The sequence below is a fragment of the Enterococcus casseliflavus genome (assembly GCF_029215545.1).
Lineage (GTDB): Bacteria > Bacillota > Bacilli > Lactobacillales > Enterococcaceae > Enterococcus_D > Enterococcus_D casseliflavus.
Genome location: NZ_CP119393.1, coordinates 830,761 through 847,467, shown reverse-complemented (window position 1 = coordinate 847,467; position 16,707 = coordinate 830,761). Strand labels below are relative to the sequence as shown.

Below are 16,707 nucleotides of genomic sequence, written 5' to 3'. Positions count from 1 at the left end.
AAAGGATCGGGCGTTTTGCTTATTTCTCGTTTTTCATTAACACTAGTGATTGTTTTAGCGTTGCTAAAATGCCATTGTCGTTATAGATCAAGACATTTGATTTGTACATTTTTGCAGAAACCAGCATCAGGACAATTGTGGTAACAGCAAGGATCCCTACTGAAATCAATGCACCGCCGATACCCACAGTATCATTCGCAAGCCGTACTGGCATAATATAAGAGGACAAGAATGGGATATAAGAGGTTACTCGTAAAACAACGTTATGAGGATCCATTCCGCCTAGCACGATTCCAAGCATATACCCGCCCAATGAAAGATACGTCACTGGGATGATGGCTTTTGCCGTATCTTCTGCTTTGTTCACTAACGACCCGCAAAGGGCTGACAAGACCGAGTAGATCAAAATTCCTAAGAAGACGAAAACGATCGCAAACACCAAGAAGGGACCAAAAATGCCATCTGTCGAAAAGTTTGCCAACAAGTCTTTTACCATTGGGTTATCCTTGATCCAGAAATAGCTCCCACCAAAAATCGCAACATACGCAACTAGCTGGGTTGCTGCAACCATGATCACCCCAGTCAATTTGGCATAGTAATGGGTTTGCGCCCGTGTACTAGACAAAATGACTTCCATGATGCGTGTGCCTTTTTCAGAAGCGATCTCTTGTGCAATGATCTGTGCGTAAGTAATGATAAAGAAAAAGAGGATCACTGTTGCGATCATACTAACTACTGATTGCATCGCGGTATTGTCTTCCCCATAAGTCATTTCGCCATCTTCACCGAAGGAAACTTTTTGACGATCAAGCGGTGCGACTTCACTAAGGACTGCCACTTGCTCAGCAGTCAAGCCAAGCTCACTAGCTCTATAGGAAGACTGCAAACCCGTCAATAACTGTTGGATCGTCAGCTCTAAAGCTTGCCCCATCGAGGACTCGCTTAATAATTCCCCTTGCAGCGTATCCCCAGAAGCAGTAATAAGTAACAAAGCATCAGCATCTTTGTCTGCCATCTGTTGCTGCCCTTGTTCTTCGCTGTCAACAATTTCAAATTCAAAATCATCGCCGCTTTGGTCCACAAAGGTCTGCGCAATGGCTGGTTCATTCGCATAAACGGCAATTTTGTCGACACTGTTCATACCATCAGCAAAATAACCAATGAGATAAAATGCCCCCGTTGCAATAAATGGCACGAGAATCATAATCAAAAACGAAATTGATTTGATATTTTTTTTATAAACATCTAATGCGATTACCCAAAACTTACTCATTTATTTTTCCCGCCTTCCGCTTAAAGATTTCTTCTAACGTTGGCGGTTGTTGATTGAACATAGGGATATAACCATCCGCCGTTGCTAAATCAAATAAGGTTTTTCCTACTGCAGGATCAGCGATCGTAATATCATAGCTGCCATCTTCTCTGGCAAGAACTTCCTCGACACCTGCCACTGCCAAGAGCTGTTCTTTCGTCAAGTTGGATTCTAAATAGACTTTCGTCCGCCCAAAGGATTCACGAATTTCATGAACTTTTCCGTTTAAGACAGTTTGACCATCCCGCAGCATAATCAAGTGATCGCAGATTTTTTCCACATTATCCATATTATGACTGGAGAAAATGACACATGAGCCATTTTTTTTCAGTTCAATGATCCCATTTTTCAACAGTTCTGCATTGACGGGGTCTAACCCACTAAATGGTTCATCTAAAATCACCAATTTTGGTTCATGGATCAACGTTGAGATCAGCTGAACTTTTTGCTGATTTCCTTTTGATAGCGATTTGACTTTATCGGTTTTCTTGCCCTTGACTTTAAATTTGTCCATCCAATAGTCGATTTTTGGTACGATGTCTTCTTTCTTCTTGCCTCGTAACCGCGCGAAATAGATCAATTGATCTTCAATCGTTACTTTTGGAAACAAGCCGCGTTCTTCTGGCAGATAGCCGATAATATTGTATTCTTTTTCACTAATTTTATGGCCATCCCACAATACTTCCCCTTGATCGGCTTTCAAGAAATCCAAGATCAATCGGAATGTCGTCGTTTTACCAGCACCATTTTGACCAATCAAGCCCATGATCTGTCCATCATTGATGGTAAAGGACAATTGATCGACTGCTGTATAATCGCCAAATGTTTTTACTAATTGTTTTGCTTCTAACACATGCTCACCTTCCCTATCTAATAAAATATATCACTAAAGAAAAAGCCGATAACGGCGCCAATGATCGCTCCGACAAACATCAAGATGACGGTATCGCGGATCACTCGTTGACGCTTCGCCAGTTTCTCTGGTTCATTGTAATAACTTGCTCGATTTTTATATAAGAATTTCATCAGGATCGTGGTCAATCCTACCCCAATCGGGATAAACACCAGCCCCGTAATCAATCCTAGTCCAAAGGACCAAAATGGATTTGTGCGAATATTGAAATAACGGATCAAAAAGTAAATCGCTGCTAATATCACTAAACTGATCACCGAAAGTAGAATCGATTTTTTCATTAAATACCGTGTTTCATTATCGATCCGTTCTTGATAGCTTTCTTGGTCACTGAAAATCGCTGGTGTGTCAGGAGACGCTTTAAAATAAAAATAGCGATCTTTATAATTGCTGATATAAGTCCAGCCTCCTGCTTGATACATCGCTAAGTAATCAACGATCTCAGAGGGCTCTCCTTCGAAAAAGTCTACTGCATATTTGGTCGTTTCTGGGTCTCCTTTGATAAACTTCAAAAACCCTAACCGATTCATCTTCACAAAGTGCCACCCTAACGACGCTTGTTTTTGCAGACGAACCATTTCCTTTTCTGGGTAATAGGCTACACCAAGTGAAAGAAGGTATTTCTTATTGATGCCCATCTTGCTCTCCCCCTAACGCTTCGAAAACCTGTTCTCCGATTTGATAAAATAATTTGCGCCGTTGAATATCTCTCTCCAGAACTTGTCTTCCTTCTGGTGTAATCTGATAGATTTTTTTTCGGTCAACGCTCTCCTCTAAATCGATCCACCCCTTTTTCGTCAGCTTCTTTAAAATCGTATACATCGTTGCGGGACCAATCTCAAACGTCCCTTGGCTTAGCTCATGGATCTGTTTCATGATGAGATACCCATGTTTCGGCTTTAAAAGCGCTAATAAAATCAAATAGGTTGAATCTGTCAATGCCTCATCCATTTGATTCCTCCGTCCCACTAGCTATATCACTTAATGATATATTATCGAATGATATAACCAGCGTCAATCTTTTTTTTCTGATCTGCTAACATTGCTGGAGAATGACTGCTTTCTTAATGTTCATTCTCACTTTTCTCGTTAGCAATTGAGTGAACCCCAACAGCAGTGCATGGAACAAAGAGTAGAAGTTAGAAACGTCAAAGGCATTCTTCAAAGACTTTGTCCCCAAAATAAAAAAAGCAATAGCCACTTTCGGCTATTGCTTCAAAAACGTTTCTTCTATTACATATGTTCCGCAACTAAAGCTTTCAATTGATCTTTTGTATGCACCCCGATTGCTTTATCAACGACTTGGCCGTCTTTTTTCAACAACAAAGTTGGAATAGACATGATCCCGAATGAAGCTGGTGTTTCAGGATTTTCATCCACATCCATTTTCACGATCTTCAATTCGTCTTCTTCATATTCGTTCGCTAATTGTTCCAAGATCGGCGCTTGCATCCGACATGGACCACACCAAGTTGCCCAAAAATCAATAAGGACTAAGCCTTTATCGGTTTCTTCTGAAAAAGTTTTATCAGTAATTTCTTTTGCCATCGTACTTCCCCTCCATTTTTAAAACTAAAAAAAGTATACCACGTATCGGAAGTTTTTTAAAATCGTCTGCTTACAAAAGGTAAGGGTTCTTAAAGGTTAATTAAACTTCACAATGGTCGCCCCATTGCCCCCTTGATTTGCTGGGGCAAATTCAAAACTTTTCACCGAGCGATGGTTTTTCAAATAATCGGTAATCCCTTGACGCAGCGCACCGGTTCCTTTTCCGTGGACGATCGTCACTTGCGGATAGCCTGCCAAAATCGCTGCATCCAAATACTGATCCACTTCATTGAGGGCTTCTTCGTACCGCTTGCCTCGTAAATCCAACTGATTGACCACTGGACTGCTGTCAGCAGAACGAATCGTATTGACGATACGCTGTGTAGGCTCCTTCACTGGCGCTGCTGGTTGGAGATCTGTTTCTGGCAAATTCATTTTCAAAATACCGATTTGGACTTGCCATTGATTTTTGCCTGCTTTTTTCAACAAGACTCCTCGCTGCCCATAAGAAGTTACCAGCACTTCGTCTCCTTCTTTCAGTGTCTTGGCTGCCTTGGCTTTTTGCAGAACCTTGTTTTTTTGCAGATGTTCTTCTTGCTGTAGCCCTGATAACTTGGTGCGCGCGTCGATCAGCTCGTGTTCCTTGACCTTCGTTTGTCCGCCGGCTAACTGCATTTTACGAATATCGGCAATGATTTTTTCAGATTCTTCTTTGGCTTCTTCAACGATCTGATTGGCTTTTTGCCGAGCTTTCGCCAATTCTTTTTCACGTTCTTCAAAGAAATAACTATAGGCTGCTTCTAGCTCTTGGTGCAAGCGGGCCGCTTCTTTTACATGATGACGGACTTCAAGATACTCGGTTTCCGTCATTTTTCTTCGATTTTCTAAATCAGCGATCATTTCATTCAGGTCTTGGCTTTCTCCATCCATGATCTCTTTGGCTTGATCAATGATCGTCTCTGGCAAACCAAGTCTTTTCGAAATCTCAAACGCATTGCTTCGTCCTGGAACCCCGATCAACAAGCGATAGGTCGGACTTAAGGTATCAACATCAAATTCCATAGAGGCATTGATCGTATTGGATCTGTTATAGCCATAAACCTTCAGTTCAGGATAATGGGTCGTCGCCATGACATAAGCCGACTTAGCACCAAGTTCGTCCAAAATCGCAATCGCTAGTGCCGCCCCTTCTTGAGGATCGGTTCCTGCGCCTAATTCATCAAAGAGAACTAAGCTTGTCTCGTCGACTTTTTTCAACACTTCAACGATCGTTGTCATATGAGAAGAAAAGGTCGATAGACTTTGCTCAATGGATTGTTCATCCCCAATGTCCGCAAAAATCTCATTGAAGACACCCATTTGGCTTTCTTCTTCTGCCAGAATTGGTAAACCAGCTTGGCCCATGATCTGTAATAGCCCTAATGTTTTTAAGGTGATGGTTTTCCCACCGGTATTCGGCCCAGTAATGACAACGGCTTGATAGTCTTTTCCAATCGTAATATCGTTAGGAACGACTTTTTCTTGATCGATCAATGGATGACGTGCTTGCTTAAAAAAGACATGGTTGTCTTGATTGATTGCTGGTACGATTGCCTTCATCTCTTTTCCAAAACGAGCCTTGGCATTCATGAAATCCATGATCCCGATCACATACGCATTATGGAGGATCTCTCTTTGATATGGGGCTAACTCTGCTGACAATTCTGCTAGAATACGTGTAATTTCATCCCGTTCCGCAATTTGATGCTGGCGCAAACGGTTATTTTGTTCCACTACTTGTTTCGGTTCGATAAACAAGGTTTGACCAGAGGAACTTTGGTCGTGGACTACCCCGCCGAAAACACCTCGGTACTCTTGTTTGACTGGAATCACATAACGCTCATTTCGCATGGTTACGATCGTATCACTTAAATACTTTGCATTGCCACCTCGGACGATGCCATCTAATGTCTCGCGAATCGTCCGTTCTGCTCGTCGGATCGATTGGCGAATTCCACGTAGTGCTGGAGAGGCATCATCTGTGACTCGGCCATCCTCATCGATCGCTTCTTTCAAGCGTCGATTCAAGGTTGGTAAAGACACCAACTGTTCTTCCCAGTGATACAAGCGGGAAAATTCAATCTCGCTTTCAGACAAATCAGCAAAAAAGCGTTTCAATTCCTGCGTAGTTGATAGGACACGGGCAACTTGTGCCAACTCAATGCCGTTTAAATCGGCGCCAATTTCGATCCGTTTCATTTGGGGACGAATATTCTCAATCTTCGGTACAGGGATTCCGCCTCTTAAACGTTGGATCTTGATCGCGTCTTCTGTTTCTGCTAGCCAAGAGGAAATGACCTGCGCATCACTTGATGGCGCAAGCTTTGCTAAAGCTTCTTTTCCTTGGGCTGTTACGATATACTGACCGATTTGACTCTTTACTTGTTCAAATCCTAAAACATCAAGGATCTTAGTATTCATTCTTTTCTCACCTGCTTTGTTTTAACTTTTTGTTCCTAAGAAAAAGGCAGAATGGCTCTGCAACCATCTGCCTGCTTTTTACCCAATCACATCTGTGATCCACAATCGATAGAAGTAATCTGAGAGAATCGGTGACCGATCAACGATGAAATTCGCAGTTCCGCTCGTTTCAAACAGATTTTGAATCGTGGCAAACGGGATCATTGAGAGAATCATGAAAAACATATACAAATTGATATACATCAAGATGACATTCAAAACACCCGCAACTGCCCAGTCATAGCCGCCTAAAAAACGTAGGCGTTTGTAACGCAAACTGTCTGCAAAAATCACTAATAGTTTGGTGATCAGCCAACCAGCAAAGAGCACCATCACAAAAGCGATGGCCGCATAATAGGCTTTGTCTAAATCTAAAGCCAGTTCCATATCGTAGTATTTTAACTTTGAATCCGCCGTTACTGACATATAAGGAACATAGAGCTCAATTTTTTTCGCAATTTCTTGGTAATTCGCAACTGCAAAGAAAAAAGAGATCAAATAGCCCAAAACTGAGACCAATTGTAAACTGGTTCCGCGCCGCGCGCCGCCATAAAAGGCTGCCAACAACAAAACCAAGACAAATAATCCAATCATTTAGGAATCCTTTCTACGCCGCACTACCCATGGGCTGTCTTTTCTTGAATTTTTCGTTTCCTTTGTTCATTTAAGATCTGTTGTGCTTCCACATGATTATGGATCTCCACATCACTGCGACCTGTCTCATCGAGAACTTTCCGTGCTTCGGATTCGATCGCTTCGATCCGCTTGATGCGATTCTCAAGCTCCGTTGCTTTAATGGCTTGTCCCCGCAACTCGTCCACTTTTTTTTGTAGGACCAACAGCTGTTCTTGTTTTTTCAGCTGGTCGGAAACAGCGTTGATCGCTAATAAGATCGACGCTTGTTCTTGATCGGTTTGTGGCGATAATTGCATGATCTCAAGCAGTTGGTCATTGACCAATCTTGTCACCATATCCATGTGTTCTTTGCTTTCGCGTCCAATAATCGTGTAACTTTGATTCGCGATAACTGCTTTATAGCGTTTCTTTTGCTCCGTCATAGGAATATTTCCTCCCATTGCTTACATTCTGCTCTATTCTATCACTTATTGAACATGTGTCGCAAACTCTTAACTATTATACGTGATTTTCTTATGAATTTCCATGCCAATCGTTTGTTTGCTGATCGTCTTAGTAAAAAAGAATAAGAAGTATGGTAAAATCTTAAAGTATCCTTTTGTCTACCTAAAAAAAGACAAAAAATCAGGAGGAATCAAATGAGTACGATCGTTATCAAAGTACCAACTTCAACTATCCAAAAAATGCAGCAATTTTACCAACGAGAATTGCTGGCGAAGAAAGTTCCTTATACCGTGTTTGTCGCCAAAAAAGGGCCAACGACGATCACTGCTTATACGTCTGGAAAAGTCATGTTTCAAGGAGCGACTGCTGAAAAAGAAGCTTCCTTATGGGGCGATACGGCTAGTGCTGTACCGGATAAGAAAAAAGCGACTGTTTCAACCACTGCGTTGCCAGCAGGATTTAGCGAAAAAAGCGTCGTCGGCAGTGACGAGGTCGGCAACGGCAGTTATTTCGGTCCTTTGGTGGTCTGTGCCGTCTATGCCAAAAAAGAGCAATTGCCACAGCTGAAAGTCTTAGGTGTCAAGGACTCAAAAATGCTGACAGATCCAGAGATCCGTAAGATGGCGCCGAAAATCAAAGAATTGGTTCCTTACCAATTGCTCACTGTCACGCCCAGAAAATACAACGAGATCCAACCAAAATACAACACGGTCCGAATGAAAGTTGCTTTGCATAATCAAGCCATTCGTTTGCTTTTGCAAAAAATTGCTCCTGAGACACCAGATGCCATTTTGATCGATCAGTTCACGAGCGAAAAAAATTATCGCACCTATTTAAAGTCGGAACAAGCAGCGGTCACTGAAAAGCTCTATTTTGCGACGAAAGGGGAACAATATCATCTAGCAGTAGCGGCAGCCTCTATTTTATGCCGTACAGTCTTTTTGGATGAATTAGATGCAGCCTCCAAAGAAGTCGGTATGCGTTTGCCTTCTGGCGCCCACGCAGCTGCTGACCAAGTTGCAGCAAAATTACTGCAGCAAGGTGGCATAGCACTATTAGGCCAATATGCCAAACTGCATTTTGCGAATACCGAAAAAGCACAGAAACTCGCCAAGCTGTGAGTTATCGTATTTTCAAAAAAACTGCCGCTACTTCTGAATAAAGGAAGCAGCGGCAGTTTTTGTCCTCAGTACCAGTTGAATGCTGGGAATCAAAGCCCTAAGCCCGCTGCTTCGATTCCCATCGTGATCAACCCAGCCAAATAATTTTCTGAAAACCGATCGGAAAAGTGTAATTTTGGCAAGACGCCATATTGAAACACTGCTGCCAGCTGCTTTTCCAAAAAGGAGCGCGACACGAGCGCCTGCCATTCAGAGGGCAAAAACAAAATGACTTGATGCGGGTCCGTCACTGCCACGATCGCTTGAAGAGTGGCAGTCACTTGTTCTGGGATCGCCTCTGTTGCCAAAGGGTAAGAAGCCGTGTAGAGATGCGGCAAATGCTTGATTTCGCCACTTAAATGGTTGGCTCCTTTAAAGAGCTGTTGGTCGATGACCAGTCCCGCACCTGGCGGATAATTTTTCGGAAAATAAATGCCAGCCACGATTTTTTTCTCTTCTTTGAAATGGAATACCGCTGCATTCACGTCATTCTCAATAAGCGTTTTTACCGCGATCTCCTTTTCAATCAATTCCCCTAGCGCCATGTCCTTAAATGCTGGAGCATCCATGATCTTCAGTCTTCCAGCAATTTCCACACCAGGAATTCCCACGACTGCCAAGCTGATTTTCGGGTATTCCTGTTTTATCTGACGAATCACTTGCAAGAACTGCGGCAATCGGCCCTCTGCTGACTGCTCATGATGCAAAATGTTCCCGATGAGATCGACGACTGAAAAACGAATCACGATCTGCTGGTCTTCTTCGATAAACTGAATGATCAACAACAGTGTCCGTTGCGCATTGTACTGGTAAGCCGCAGCTTGACGTCCTCCCGTTCGTTGCGGTTGATCCGTCGTCAAAAGCAACTGCTTTTCAATCAATTCAGGAAGCAGCTTGTTGATCGTTACCACGCTTAATTGAGAGGCATCTGCCAGTTGGCGCTTGGTCATAGGCGCTTGCTGCTGTTTTAGCAAATCCAGCAATACTGCCTGATTATGTAATTTAATGGTCGTTGGCTGATAAGCTTTCATTTTTCTCCCCCTCAACGCTCCTATTTTAACAGATAAAAAGCTGGGAATATACCTTTATTAATTTTGTTAACAAAGGTATAATAGAAGCAACTTATTAAACAAAGTTTACTAAGTTCAAAAAAAACGATTTATGTTGCTTATTAAAGGAGTTGTCGATAATGAAAATTGAACACATCGCACTATATGTCAATGATTTGGAAAAAATGAGGACATTTTATGAAACCTACTTTCAGGCGGTCAGCAACCCAAAATACCATAATCCGAAAACAGGCTTTCAATCCTATTTTTTGACTTTTGATTCTGGAAGTCGGTTAGAATTAACGACCAAGAAATTTTTAAGCCCTCGTGTCAGCGAGAGCTTAGGCTACACTCACCTTGCGATTGCAGTTGGTGATCAAGCTGACGTCGATCGATATGCTCAACGGTTTGTTGAAGATGGCTACCCTCTTTTAAATGGTCCTCGTACAACAGGCGATGGCTATTATGAAGCAGTTGTCCAAGACCCCGAAGGCAATTTGATTGAATTAACCACCGACGATTTACCGTCTTAGAAAGGATTTTGCAATGAAAGAAGACTTTGATTATCAAGCGATGTTGGCTGGTCAATTGTATCAAGCTGCTGGCATTCTCCCTGAGAATGGCTCAGCAGAGGGAAAAAAACGTGCCCAGGAAATCAACCATTTACCAGTCGATGACCGAGAAGGAATCATCGCCAAAGAAAAAGCACTCTTTGGCAAATTTGGGCAGCATTGCTTTGTCCAACCACCCCTTTTTGTTGATTATGGTCGCCATGTTGAGATTGGTGATCACTTTTATGCCAATATGGATTGCATTTTTTTAGATGTCAATAAGATTCTGATTGGTGATCATGTGATGGTGGGACCACGGGTCAGCTTCTATACCGCCGGTCATCCGATCGATTCTGTGGTCCGCAGTCAAGATTTGGAATTTGGTCTCCCGATCACCGTCGAAGATTACGTTTGGATCGGGGGCAATAGTACGATTTTACCAGGTGTAACGATCGGCAAACATGCCATCGTCGCTGCTGGTTCCGTCGTCACAAAAGATGTGTCGCCGAATACGATCGTCGGCGGCAATCCAGCCCGTGTGATCCGTGAGATTCAGCCGGCTGACAAAGAACATTGGGAAACTGCCGCCCAGCTCTATCATCAAAAACGAGCAGACTGGCAGAAGCAGCAAAAATAACGAAACAAAAGGAGACGCCATGATTTTTACAGACTATCACGTCCATAGTGATTACAGCGATGATTCTTGGTATTTGATGGAAGATGTAGTCAAAGACGCCATTAAACTAGGCTTAGCAGAAATCTGCTTTACCGATCATGTGGATTATGGAGTCAAAGAAGACTGGCAAGCGACGGATACGTACCTCGTCGGGGCCAATAAAGTTGTAAAAAATGTCTACTACGACTTGTATTTTAACGAACTGGCACGCTTAAAGGAAACATACAGTGACCAAATCAAGCTAAAAACTGGGCTGGAATTTGGGATACAAATGCACACGATCCCACAATTTACCCGTCTTAATCATTCGCATCCCTTTGACTTCATTTTACTTTCCGTTCATCAGGTAGACGATCAAGAATTTTGGACTGGAGAATTTCAAAAAGGACGCAGCCAACAGGAATGCTACGAGCGCTATTATGATGAAATGTATCAGCTAGTCACGACATATGAAGAGTATTCCGTCTTAGCCCATATGGATTTGATTCGTCGTTATTTAGATAAAGAGAAGGACGCTTTTGAACAAACGAAAGAACAAATCGCAGAGATCTTGAAAGTCGTGATCAAAAATGGCAAAGGCATTGAACTGAATACCTCTTCCCACCGTTACGGAATCAACGGGTATACGCCATCGATCGAGATCCTCAAGCTTTATCGTGACTTGGGGGGAAGCGTGATAACCATCGGCAGCGACAGTCATAAACCAGAGCAGCTCGGGTTTCAAATCAAAGAGGGACAAGATCTTTTACGGTCATTAGGATTTACTAAGCTCTGTACGTTTGAACAGATGCAGCCGATTTTTCATCGTTTTGCTTAACCTGCACAAAAGCTCCGTCTTTTGCAAAAATCATCCCCTCTTCTTTCGTTATAAACCTAAGTATTTTAAACAACAAAAAGAACGACCGCTTCAATCTGCGGTCGTTCTTTTTTTAGACATTAGTTCGTCCAAGAAGCAACTTCTTCTGGGTGATTGGCTACCCATTCTTTGGCTGCATCTTCGGCTGACGTTCCGTCATTGATTGCTAACATGACTTCTTCCATATCTTCTTGTGTCCAGTTGAAACGATCAAGTACTTCGTAAACTTCTGGCATATCATCTGCTAATCCTTGGCGTACAACAGTATTGATGCTTTCTGCTTCACCCATTGTTCCTTCTGGATCATCCAGATATTTCAGATCATATTTCGCAAACATCCAATGTGGAGACCAGCCAGTAATAACGATCTCATCTTGGTTCTTGATGGCTTGGCCTAATGCCACTGTCATCGCTCCTGAAGAAGAGGTAGCGACATTCCAATCTGAAAGGTTATCATACGTTGCAACTGTATTTTCCGCTGCATTTACAACACCAGCGCCTGGTTCGATACCAGTGATGGTTTTTCCAGCTTCGTCAGAAAGGTCTGCGATGGAATCTACATCCATATAACTTGGTACAACGATCCCCAGTTTTGCCCCCTCTAAGTTAGGACCTAAGTTTTCAACTTGGTCTTGGTACTGTTCATACTGGGATTGATGCGTAGATGGCAGCCAAGCAGCGACCATCCCGTCAACTTCCCCTTTTGCCACCGATTCCCACATGATGGCATTATCCAAAGGCGTCGTATTGACTTCGTAGCCCATTTGCGACAAAACTTCTGCCACCACATGGGTAGATGCAACTTCCGTATCCCATTCGACATACGCCAAGTTCACCGTGCCTTTGCTGTCAGAAACATTTCCAAAGGCAAACGATGCGCCAATCAAAGCAACGACTGCCGCTGCAGCAATCCCGCCAAAAAGACGTTTTTGTTTACGACTTGTCTTGCTGGCTGCTTTTTGATGTGCCGAACGATTCAAATTCTGGGTAAAGCGATCCATGATGATCGCCAAAATAACTAAGGATACCCCACTGACAAATCCGTTACCGACTTGTGCTCGTTGTAAGGCGGACAAGACGCCGCGCCCTAACCCAGGAGCACCGATCATTGACGCGATCACGACCATTGATAATGCCAGCATCGTGGTTTGGTTGACCCCAGCCAAAATAGTGCTTTTGGCTAGTGGCAATTCTAATTTGATCAGTTTTTGCCAGCCAGTCCCACCGAAGGAATCAGAGGCTTCCACCAATTCACGAGAAATTTGGCGAATCCCTAAGTTCGTCATCCGAACGGTTGGTGGTAGAGCAAAGATCACTGAGGCGAAGACCCCTGGAACCATCCCGATCCCAAAGAAAGCAACCGCAGGAATCAAATAAACGAAACCAGGCATCGTTTGCATAAAGTCTAAGATCGGCGTCACGATACTTTGCGCTTTTTCGCTTTTCGCCATTAAGATCCCTAGTGGAATCCCAATGATGATCGAAACCAAACTCGACAACAAGACCAACGTCACGGTGTTCATCAAGTCTGTCCATAACCCTTGGTTATAGATGAACAGCAACCCGACAAAAGTAAAAGCTGGCAAGCCGAATTTTTTGCGTGAAACGAAAAAGGCAGCAGCCGTCAATAAGACAATCATTAATAACGGTGGTACAAACAGTAATACATTTGTAATAGCGTCCATGATAAATTGTCCGAAAGACTGTAAGGCTGAAAACAATCCACTGAAAGTTCCTGTTAGCCAATCAGTAAAGTTTTCGACCCAATCAGCCACCGGAATCGTATGTTGTAAGAAATTATCCATTTGTCACTACCCCTTCCTCTGCTTGAGCGGCTGAATCAGTCTCAGCCAATGCTTCAATCACACTTCCGCGGATCACGACTCCGATCAAACGATCGTTTTCTACCACGGCTAAAGGTGTAGGCGAATCATAGATCAAATTGAAGATATCCGTTACCAGCATATCTTTATCGATCTTTTTAACATTTTTATCAATAACTTCCTTCAAGGTCAGATTGTTTTTCCGTGCCTCACGAGCAGACTCGGCTGTCAGGCTTCCTTTTAGGTGACGACGTTTGTCGACGGCTAACAGCATGCTGACTTCTTCTTTCCGCATCCGGTTCAATGCTACGCTTGGTCCATCGATCTCGATGTTCGTCGTCAATGCTGGGACCATGATGTTTTGCGCAGTCAAGACTTTGGAACGATCGACATCTTCCACGAAATCACGCACGTATTGGTTGGCAGGATTCGTCAAAATATCTTCTCCTGTACCGATCTGCATGATCTGACCATCTTTCATTAAAGCGATCCGGTCACCGATCCGCAAGGCCTCGTTCAAATCATGGGTGATAAAGATAATCGTTTTTTGAACATTGGCTTGCAATTCTAAAAGTTCATCTTGCATTTCACGGCGAATCAGCGGATCTAATGCTGAAAAGGCCTCATCCATCAAGAGGATCTCTGGATCATTGGCTAACGCACGGGCAAGTCCCACACGCTGTTGCATCCCTCCAGACAGCTGGTCAGGGTATTGGTCTTTAAAAGAAAGCAATCCTGAGTTTTCTAACGCTTTTTCCGCTTTCGCTGTTCGTTCTTCTTTCGAGACCCCACGGACTTCTAGTCCGTATTCTGTGTTCTCTAAAATTGTCCGATGAGGGAAAAGGCCAAAGCTTTGGAAAACCATGTTGATTTTGTGACGGCGAACTTCTCGTAGTTCCTCTTTACTCATTTTGGCAACATCCACGCCATCTATGTAAATATCTCCGCCAGACGGCTCGATCAATCGATTCAATAGTCGAATCAATGTTGACTTCCCGCTTCCAGAAAGGCCCATGATGACGAAAATCTCGCCTTCGTTGACTTCAAAGTTCACATCATAGACCCCGACGGTGGCACCCGTTTTTTCTAAAATCTCGTTTTTGCTGCGTTGTTCTTTGACCATGGCAAGAGCTTGCTGCTTTTTCTTACCGAAGATTTTGGTTAAGTGTTCTACTTTAACTTTACTCAAATGATTAATACTCCTTTTTCTGAAAAATTTCACGAAAGTGACCATACTATCTTAACAAGATGTGGTCACTTTGTCAAAAAAAATTTCCCAATGCTTTTTCTTTTGCAAAAAAAGCATGGGAATCAGGAAAAAGAATTACGCTGAATGGTCCGTTGGATAGAAGAAATTGGTCATGCGCTGCAACGCCAGTTCATTTCCGACAAAATAAATCGTATTGCCTGCACTGAATTTCGCATAAGGTCCTGGTGACAACAACAATTCTTCGGTTGTTTGGATTGCGATAATCGTCGCCCCTGTGGCTTGCCAAATATTCAATTCATTGATACTTTTTTCCAAATGCTGCGCTTGTTCCGTCAACTGAAGTTCAAAGGGCACAAACGGACTCATATGGTGTACCTTTTTGGTCTGCTGCACTAACATGTTCAACAAGTCAGAAAAATTATCCAGCTCTTGCTGCTGCCGCTCCACACTGTCTAAAATGTCTTGTCTGATTTCTTGGATCGACTGCACATCTTGGTATTGTTCAACAAAGGCCTGTGCTTTTTCCTTTGAAGCAATATAGGCGCCGCTGCCATGACGGACGTCCATGATTTCTAAATCAACTAATACATTGATCGCTTTGCGGGCTGTTTCAGGAGAGACATTGAAATTGCTGGCTAACGTTGAGCGTGCATGGATCTTTTGCCCAACTTGGTAGCGATTTTCAACGATTCGTTCCGCGATCGCTACGGCAATCTGCTGATAACGAGGCAAAGCGACCTTCTTTTTATCTTGAAACTTATTCGTCATGATGAACTTCCTTTACTTTTTTTTCATCATAACAAGAAACATTGTTGGTGGCAACTATTCACTGGTTCGCGAATTTTTGATCAAGCGGGCACGAACGATCGCTGTTTCTTGCTGTATCTGCTGCTGTAGATCTTGCAGCAGTGTTTCATTTGTCTCATCAAGATCAATCAAAGTATAGGCAACTCCGGCTTTTCTCTCACTCGCCAAATTATCGATATCCACGCCTGCTTCAGAAATGATCCGCAATAATGGGGCAAAAGCACCAGGCTTGTCGTGATAAAACAGCGCTAAGCGATACGGTGCCAAAAAAGGCAACTCTGCATGGGGGAAATTGACCGATTCTTGAATCGTCCCAGCGCGTAAATAGGCATGCATGCGATCAAAAACTACCTGATCCCCCTTTTCCAAGGCATTGGTAGTACTGCCGCCGATATGCGGATAACACAACACTTTCGGTTGTCCGATCAAGCCCGCACTAGGAAAATCAGTAATGTATTGTTTGAGCTGATTTTTGGCTAATGCTTCTAAGACGGCTGCTTCTTCCACGATCTCCCCGCGACCAAAATTCATCAACACTGCATTTTTTTTCATCTGCTGAATCGTTTGTCGATTCAGCATGCCTTTGGTCTCTTGACTTAAAGGGAGCAAAACCACCAGAAAATCTGATTCGGCCAACAGCGTTTGCAGGTCACTGACTTGCTCGTAATCGTGTGCTGCTTTCTTCGTACGGGCATAGCCGAGGACCTCCATCCCTAGCTGATGACAGGCTTTTGCCACCCGTTCACCGATCTCTCCTAAGCCTAAAATACCGATGGTTTTTCCAGCTAATTCTTCGCCGATCACTTCTTTTCGCCGTTCTTCAGCAACCTTCAACACCTCTTCTGCTTCAATGTGACCGGACGTTAGTTCTTCTTGCAAATCGGCTACCGTCTGGATCGCTTTGAATAAGGGGCGGACGCTGAGAAATAAATTGGATAGCACCAACTCTTTGACTGCATTGGCATTGACACCAGGACTATTGAAAACTACTGTGCCATTTTGAGTACACCGTGCCAAATCGATCGTATTGGTGCCTGTTCCTGAACGAGCGATCACAGCTAATTCTGGTGTGATCAATTCGTTAGGAACCGTTGAACTGCGCACAAACAGCGCCTCTGGGGCCGCTTGATTTTTTAACGAGTATCCTTTTTTGATTGCTCGCTTAGCTATCGTTTCGGTCATCTTATCTAACTGATAAATCGTCTCCATAAAGCAGACCTCCT

Annotated in this window: 17 protein-coding genes; 4 read left to right on the top strand and 13 right to left on the bottom strand. The window is 43.3% G+C overall.

Translation table 11 applies throughout. The features are described from left to right. Positions 1-19: 19 nt before the first annotated feature. From P0G38_RS04040 to zapA, 8 genes are all read right to left on the bottom strand, one after another. Positions 20-1,273: an ABC transporter permease gene (locus P0G38_RS04040; RefSeq protein ID WP_275854089.1), complete on the bottom strand. Its 1,254-nt coding sequence runs from the start codon at positions 1,271-1,273 to the stop codon at positions 20-22. Next, positions 1,266-2,165 (bottom strand): ABC transporter ATP-binding protein, encoded by a 900-nt coding sequence (locus P0G38_RS04035; protein ID WP_005228654.1) that lies wholly within the window; start codon positions 2,163-2,165, stop codon positions 1,266-1,268. The genes P0G38_RS04040 and P0G38_RS04035 overlap by 8 nt, the downstream gene beginning before the upstream one ends. 17 nt (positions 2,166-2,182) lie before the next feature. Then, entirely contained in the window at positions 2,183-2,863 is a 681-nt protein-coding gene (locus P0G38_RS04030; protein WP_010749814.1) for a DUF2812 domain-containing protein, read from the bottom strand. Beyond that, positions 2,850-3,176: a PadR family transcriptional regulator gene (locus tag P0G38_RS04025; protein WP_010749815.1), complete on the bottom strand. Its 327-nt coding sequence runs from the start codon at positions 3,174-3,176 to the stop codon at positions 2,850-2,852. The genes P0G38_RS04030 and P0G38_RS04025 overlap by 14 nt, the downstream gene beginning before the upstream one ends. Positions 3,177-3,458: 282 nt before the next feature. Continuing rightward, positions 3,459-3,773, bottom strand: coding sequence for a thioredoxin (gene trxA / locus P0G38_RS04020; RefSeq protein ID WP_005228645.1), 315 nt, complete (start codon positions 3,771-3,773; stop codon positions 3,459-3,461). Positions 3,774-3,869: 96 nt separating this feature from the next. Then, positions 3,870-6,233 carry an endonuclease MutS2 gene (locus P0G38_RS04015; protein ID WP_060792829.1) on the bottom strand — a complete coding sequence of 788 codons (2,364 nt, stop codon included), beginning with the start codon at positions 6,231-6,233 and terminating at the stop codon, positions 3,870-3,872. 78 nt (positions 6,234-6,311) lie between these two features. Continuing rightward, positions 6,312-6,866 (bottom strand): CvpA family protein, encoded by a 555-nt coding sequence (locus tag P0G38_RS04010; protein ID WP_005234314.1) that lies wholly within the window; start codon positions 6,864-6,866, stop codon positions 6,312-6,314. Positions 6,867-6,889: 23 nt separating this feature from the next. After that, positions 6,890-7,330 (bottom strand): cell division protein ZapA, encoded by a 441-nt coding sequence (zapA, locus tag P0G38_RS04005; RefSeq protein WP_005228634.1) that lies wholly within the window; start codon positions 7,328-7,330, stop codon positions 6,890-6,892. Between the two features lie 216 nt (positions 7,331-7,546). Between zapA and rnhC the strand changes: the two genes are divergently transcribed. Further along, positions 7,547-8,473 carry a ribonuclease HIII gene (gene rnhC / locus P0G38_RS04000; RefSeq protein ID WP_167826954.1) on the top strand — a complete coding sequence of 309 codons (927 nt, stop codon included), beginning with the start codon at positions 7,547-7,549 and terminating at the stop codon, positions 8,471-8,473. 89 nt (positions 8,474-8,562) lie between these two features. On the opposite strand, the gene P0G38_RS03995 is transcribed toward rnhC, so the two are convergent. After that, positions 8,563-9,543 (bottom strand): ROK family protein, encoded by a 981-nt coding sequence (locus tag P0G38_RS03995; protein WP_060792827.1) that lies wholly within the window; start codon positions 9,541-9,543, stop codon positions 8,563-8,565. 158 nt (positions 9,544-9,701) lie between these two features. Between P0G38_RS03995 and P0G38_RS03990 the strand changes: the two genes are divergently transcribed. From P0G38_RS03990 to P0G38_RS03980, 3 genes are read left to right on the top strand one after another with little or no spacing between them, the layout of a single operon-like run. Beyond that, a complete protein-coding gene (locus tag P0G38_RS03990) occupies positions 9,702-10,094 on the top strand; it encodes a VOC family protein (protein ID WP_016619764.1) in 393 nt (130 codons plus the stop codon). A gap of 13 nt (positions 10,095-10,107) precedes the next feature. Then, positions 10,108-10,749, top strand: a complete 642-nt coding sequence (locus P0G38_RS03985; RefSeq protein ID WP_074535528.1) for a sugar O-acetyltransferase — start codon at positions 10,108-10,110, stop codon at positions 10,747-10,749. A gap of 19 nt (positions 10,750-10,768) precedes the next feature. Next, positions 10,769-11,605, top strand: a complete 837-nt coding sequence (locus P0G38_RS03980; RefSeq protein ID WP_275854088.1) for a histidinol-phosphatase HisJ family protein — start codon at positions 10,769-10,771, stop codon at positions 11,603-11,605. A gap of 119 nt (positions 11,606-11,724) precedes the next feature. Here P0G38_RS03980 and P0G38_RS03975 read toward each other — a convergent pair whose 3' ends face one another. From P0G38_RS03975 to P0G38_RS03960, 4 genes are all read right to left on the bottom strand, one after another. Continuing rightward, positions 11,725-13,449 (bottom strand): ABC transporter permease/substrate binding protein, encoded by a 1,725-nt coding sequence (locus tag P0G38_RS03975; RefSeq protein WP_167826952.1) that lies wholly within the window; start codon positions 13,447-13,449, stop codon positions 11,725-11,727. Then, on the bottom strand, positions 13,442-14,656 hold the full coding sequence (locus P0G38_RS03970) for a quaternary amine ABC transporter ATP-binding protein (protein WP_005228609.1): 1,215 nt from the start codon (positions 14,654-14,656) through the stop codon (positions 13,442-13,444). Before P0G38_RS03970 ends, P0G38_RS03975 begins: the two co-directional genes overlap by 8 nt. 135 nt (positions 14,657-14,791) lie before the next feature. After that, positions 14,792-15,445, bottom strand: coding sequence for a GntR family transcriptional regulator (locus tag P0G38_RS03965; protein WP_061053152.1), 654 nt, complete (start codon positions 15,443-15,445; stop codon positions 14,792-14,794). A 54-nt stretch (positions 15,446-15,499) separates the two neighbouring features. Next, positions 15,500-16,693 (bottom strand): NAD(P)-dependent oxidoreductase, encoded by a 1,194-nt coding sequence (locus P0G38_RS03960; RefSeq protein WP_275854087.1) that lies wholly within the window; start codon positions 16,691-16,693, stop codon positions 15,500-15,502. Positions 16,694-16,707: the final 14 nt, after the last annotated feature.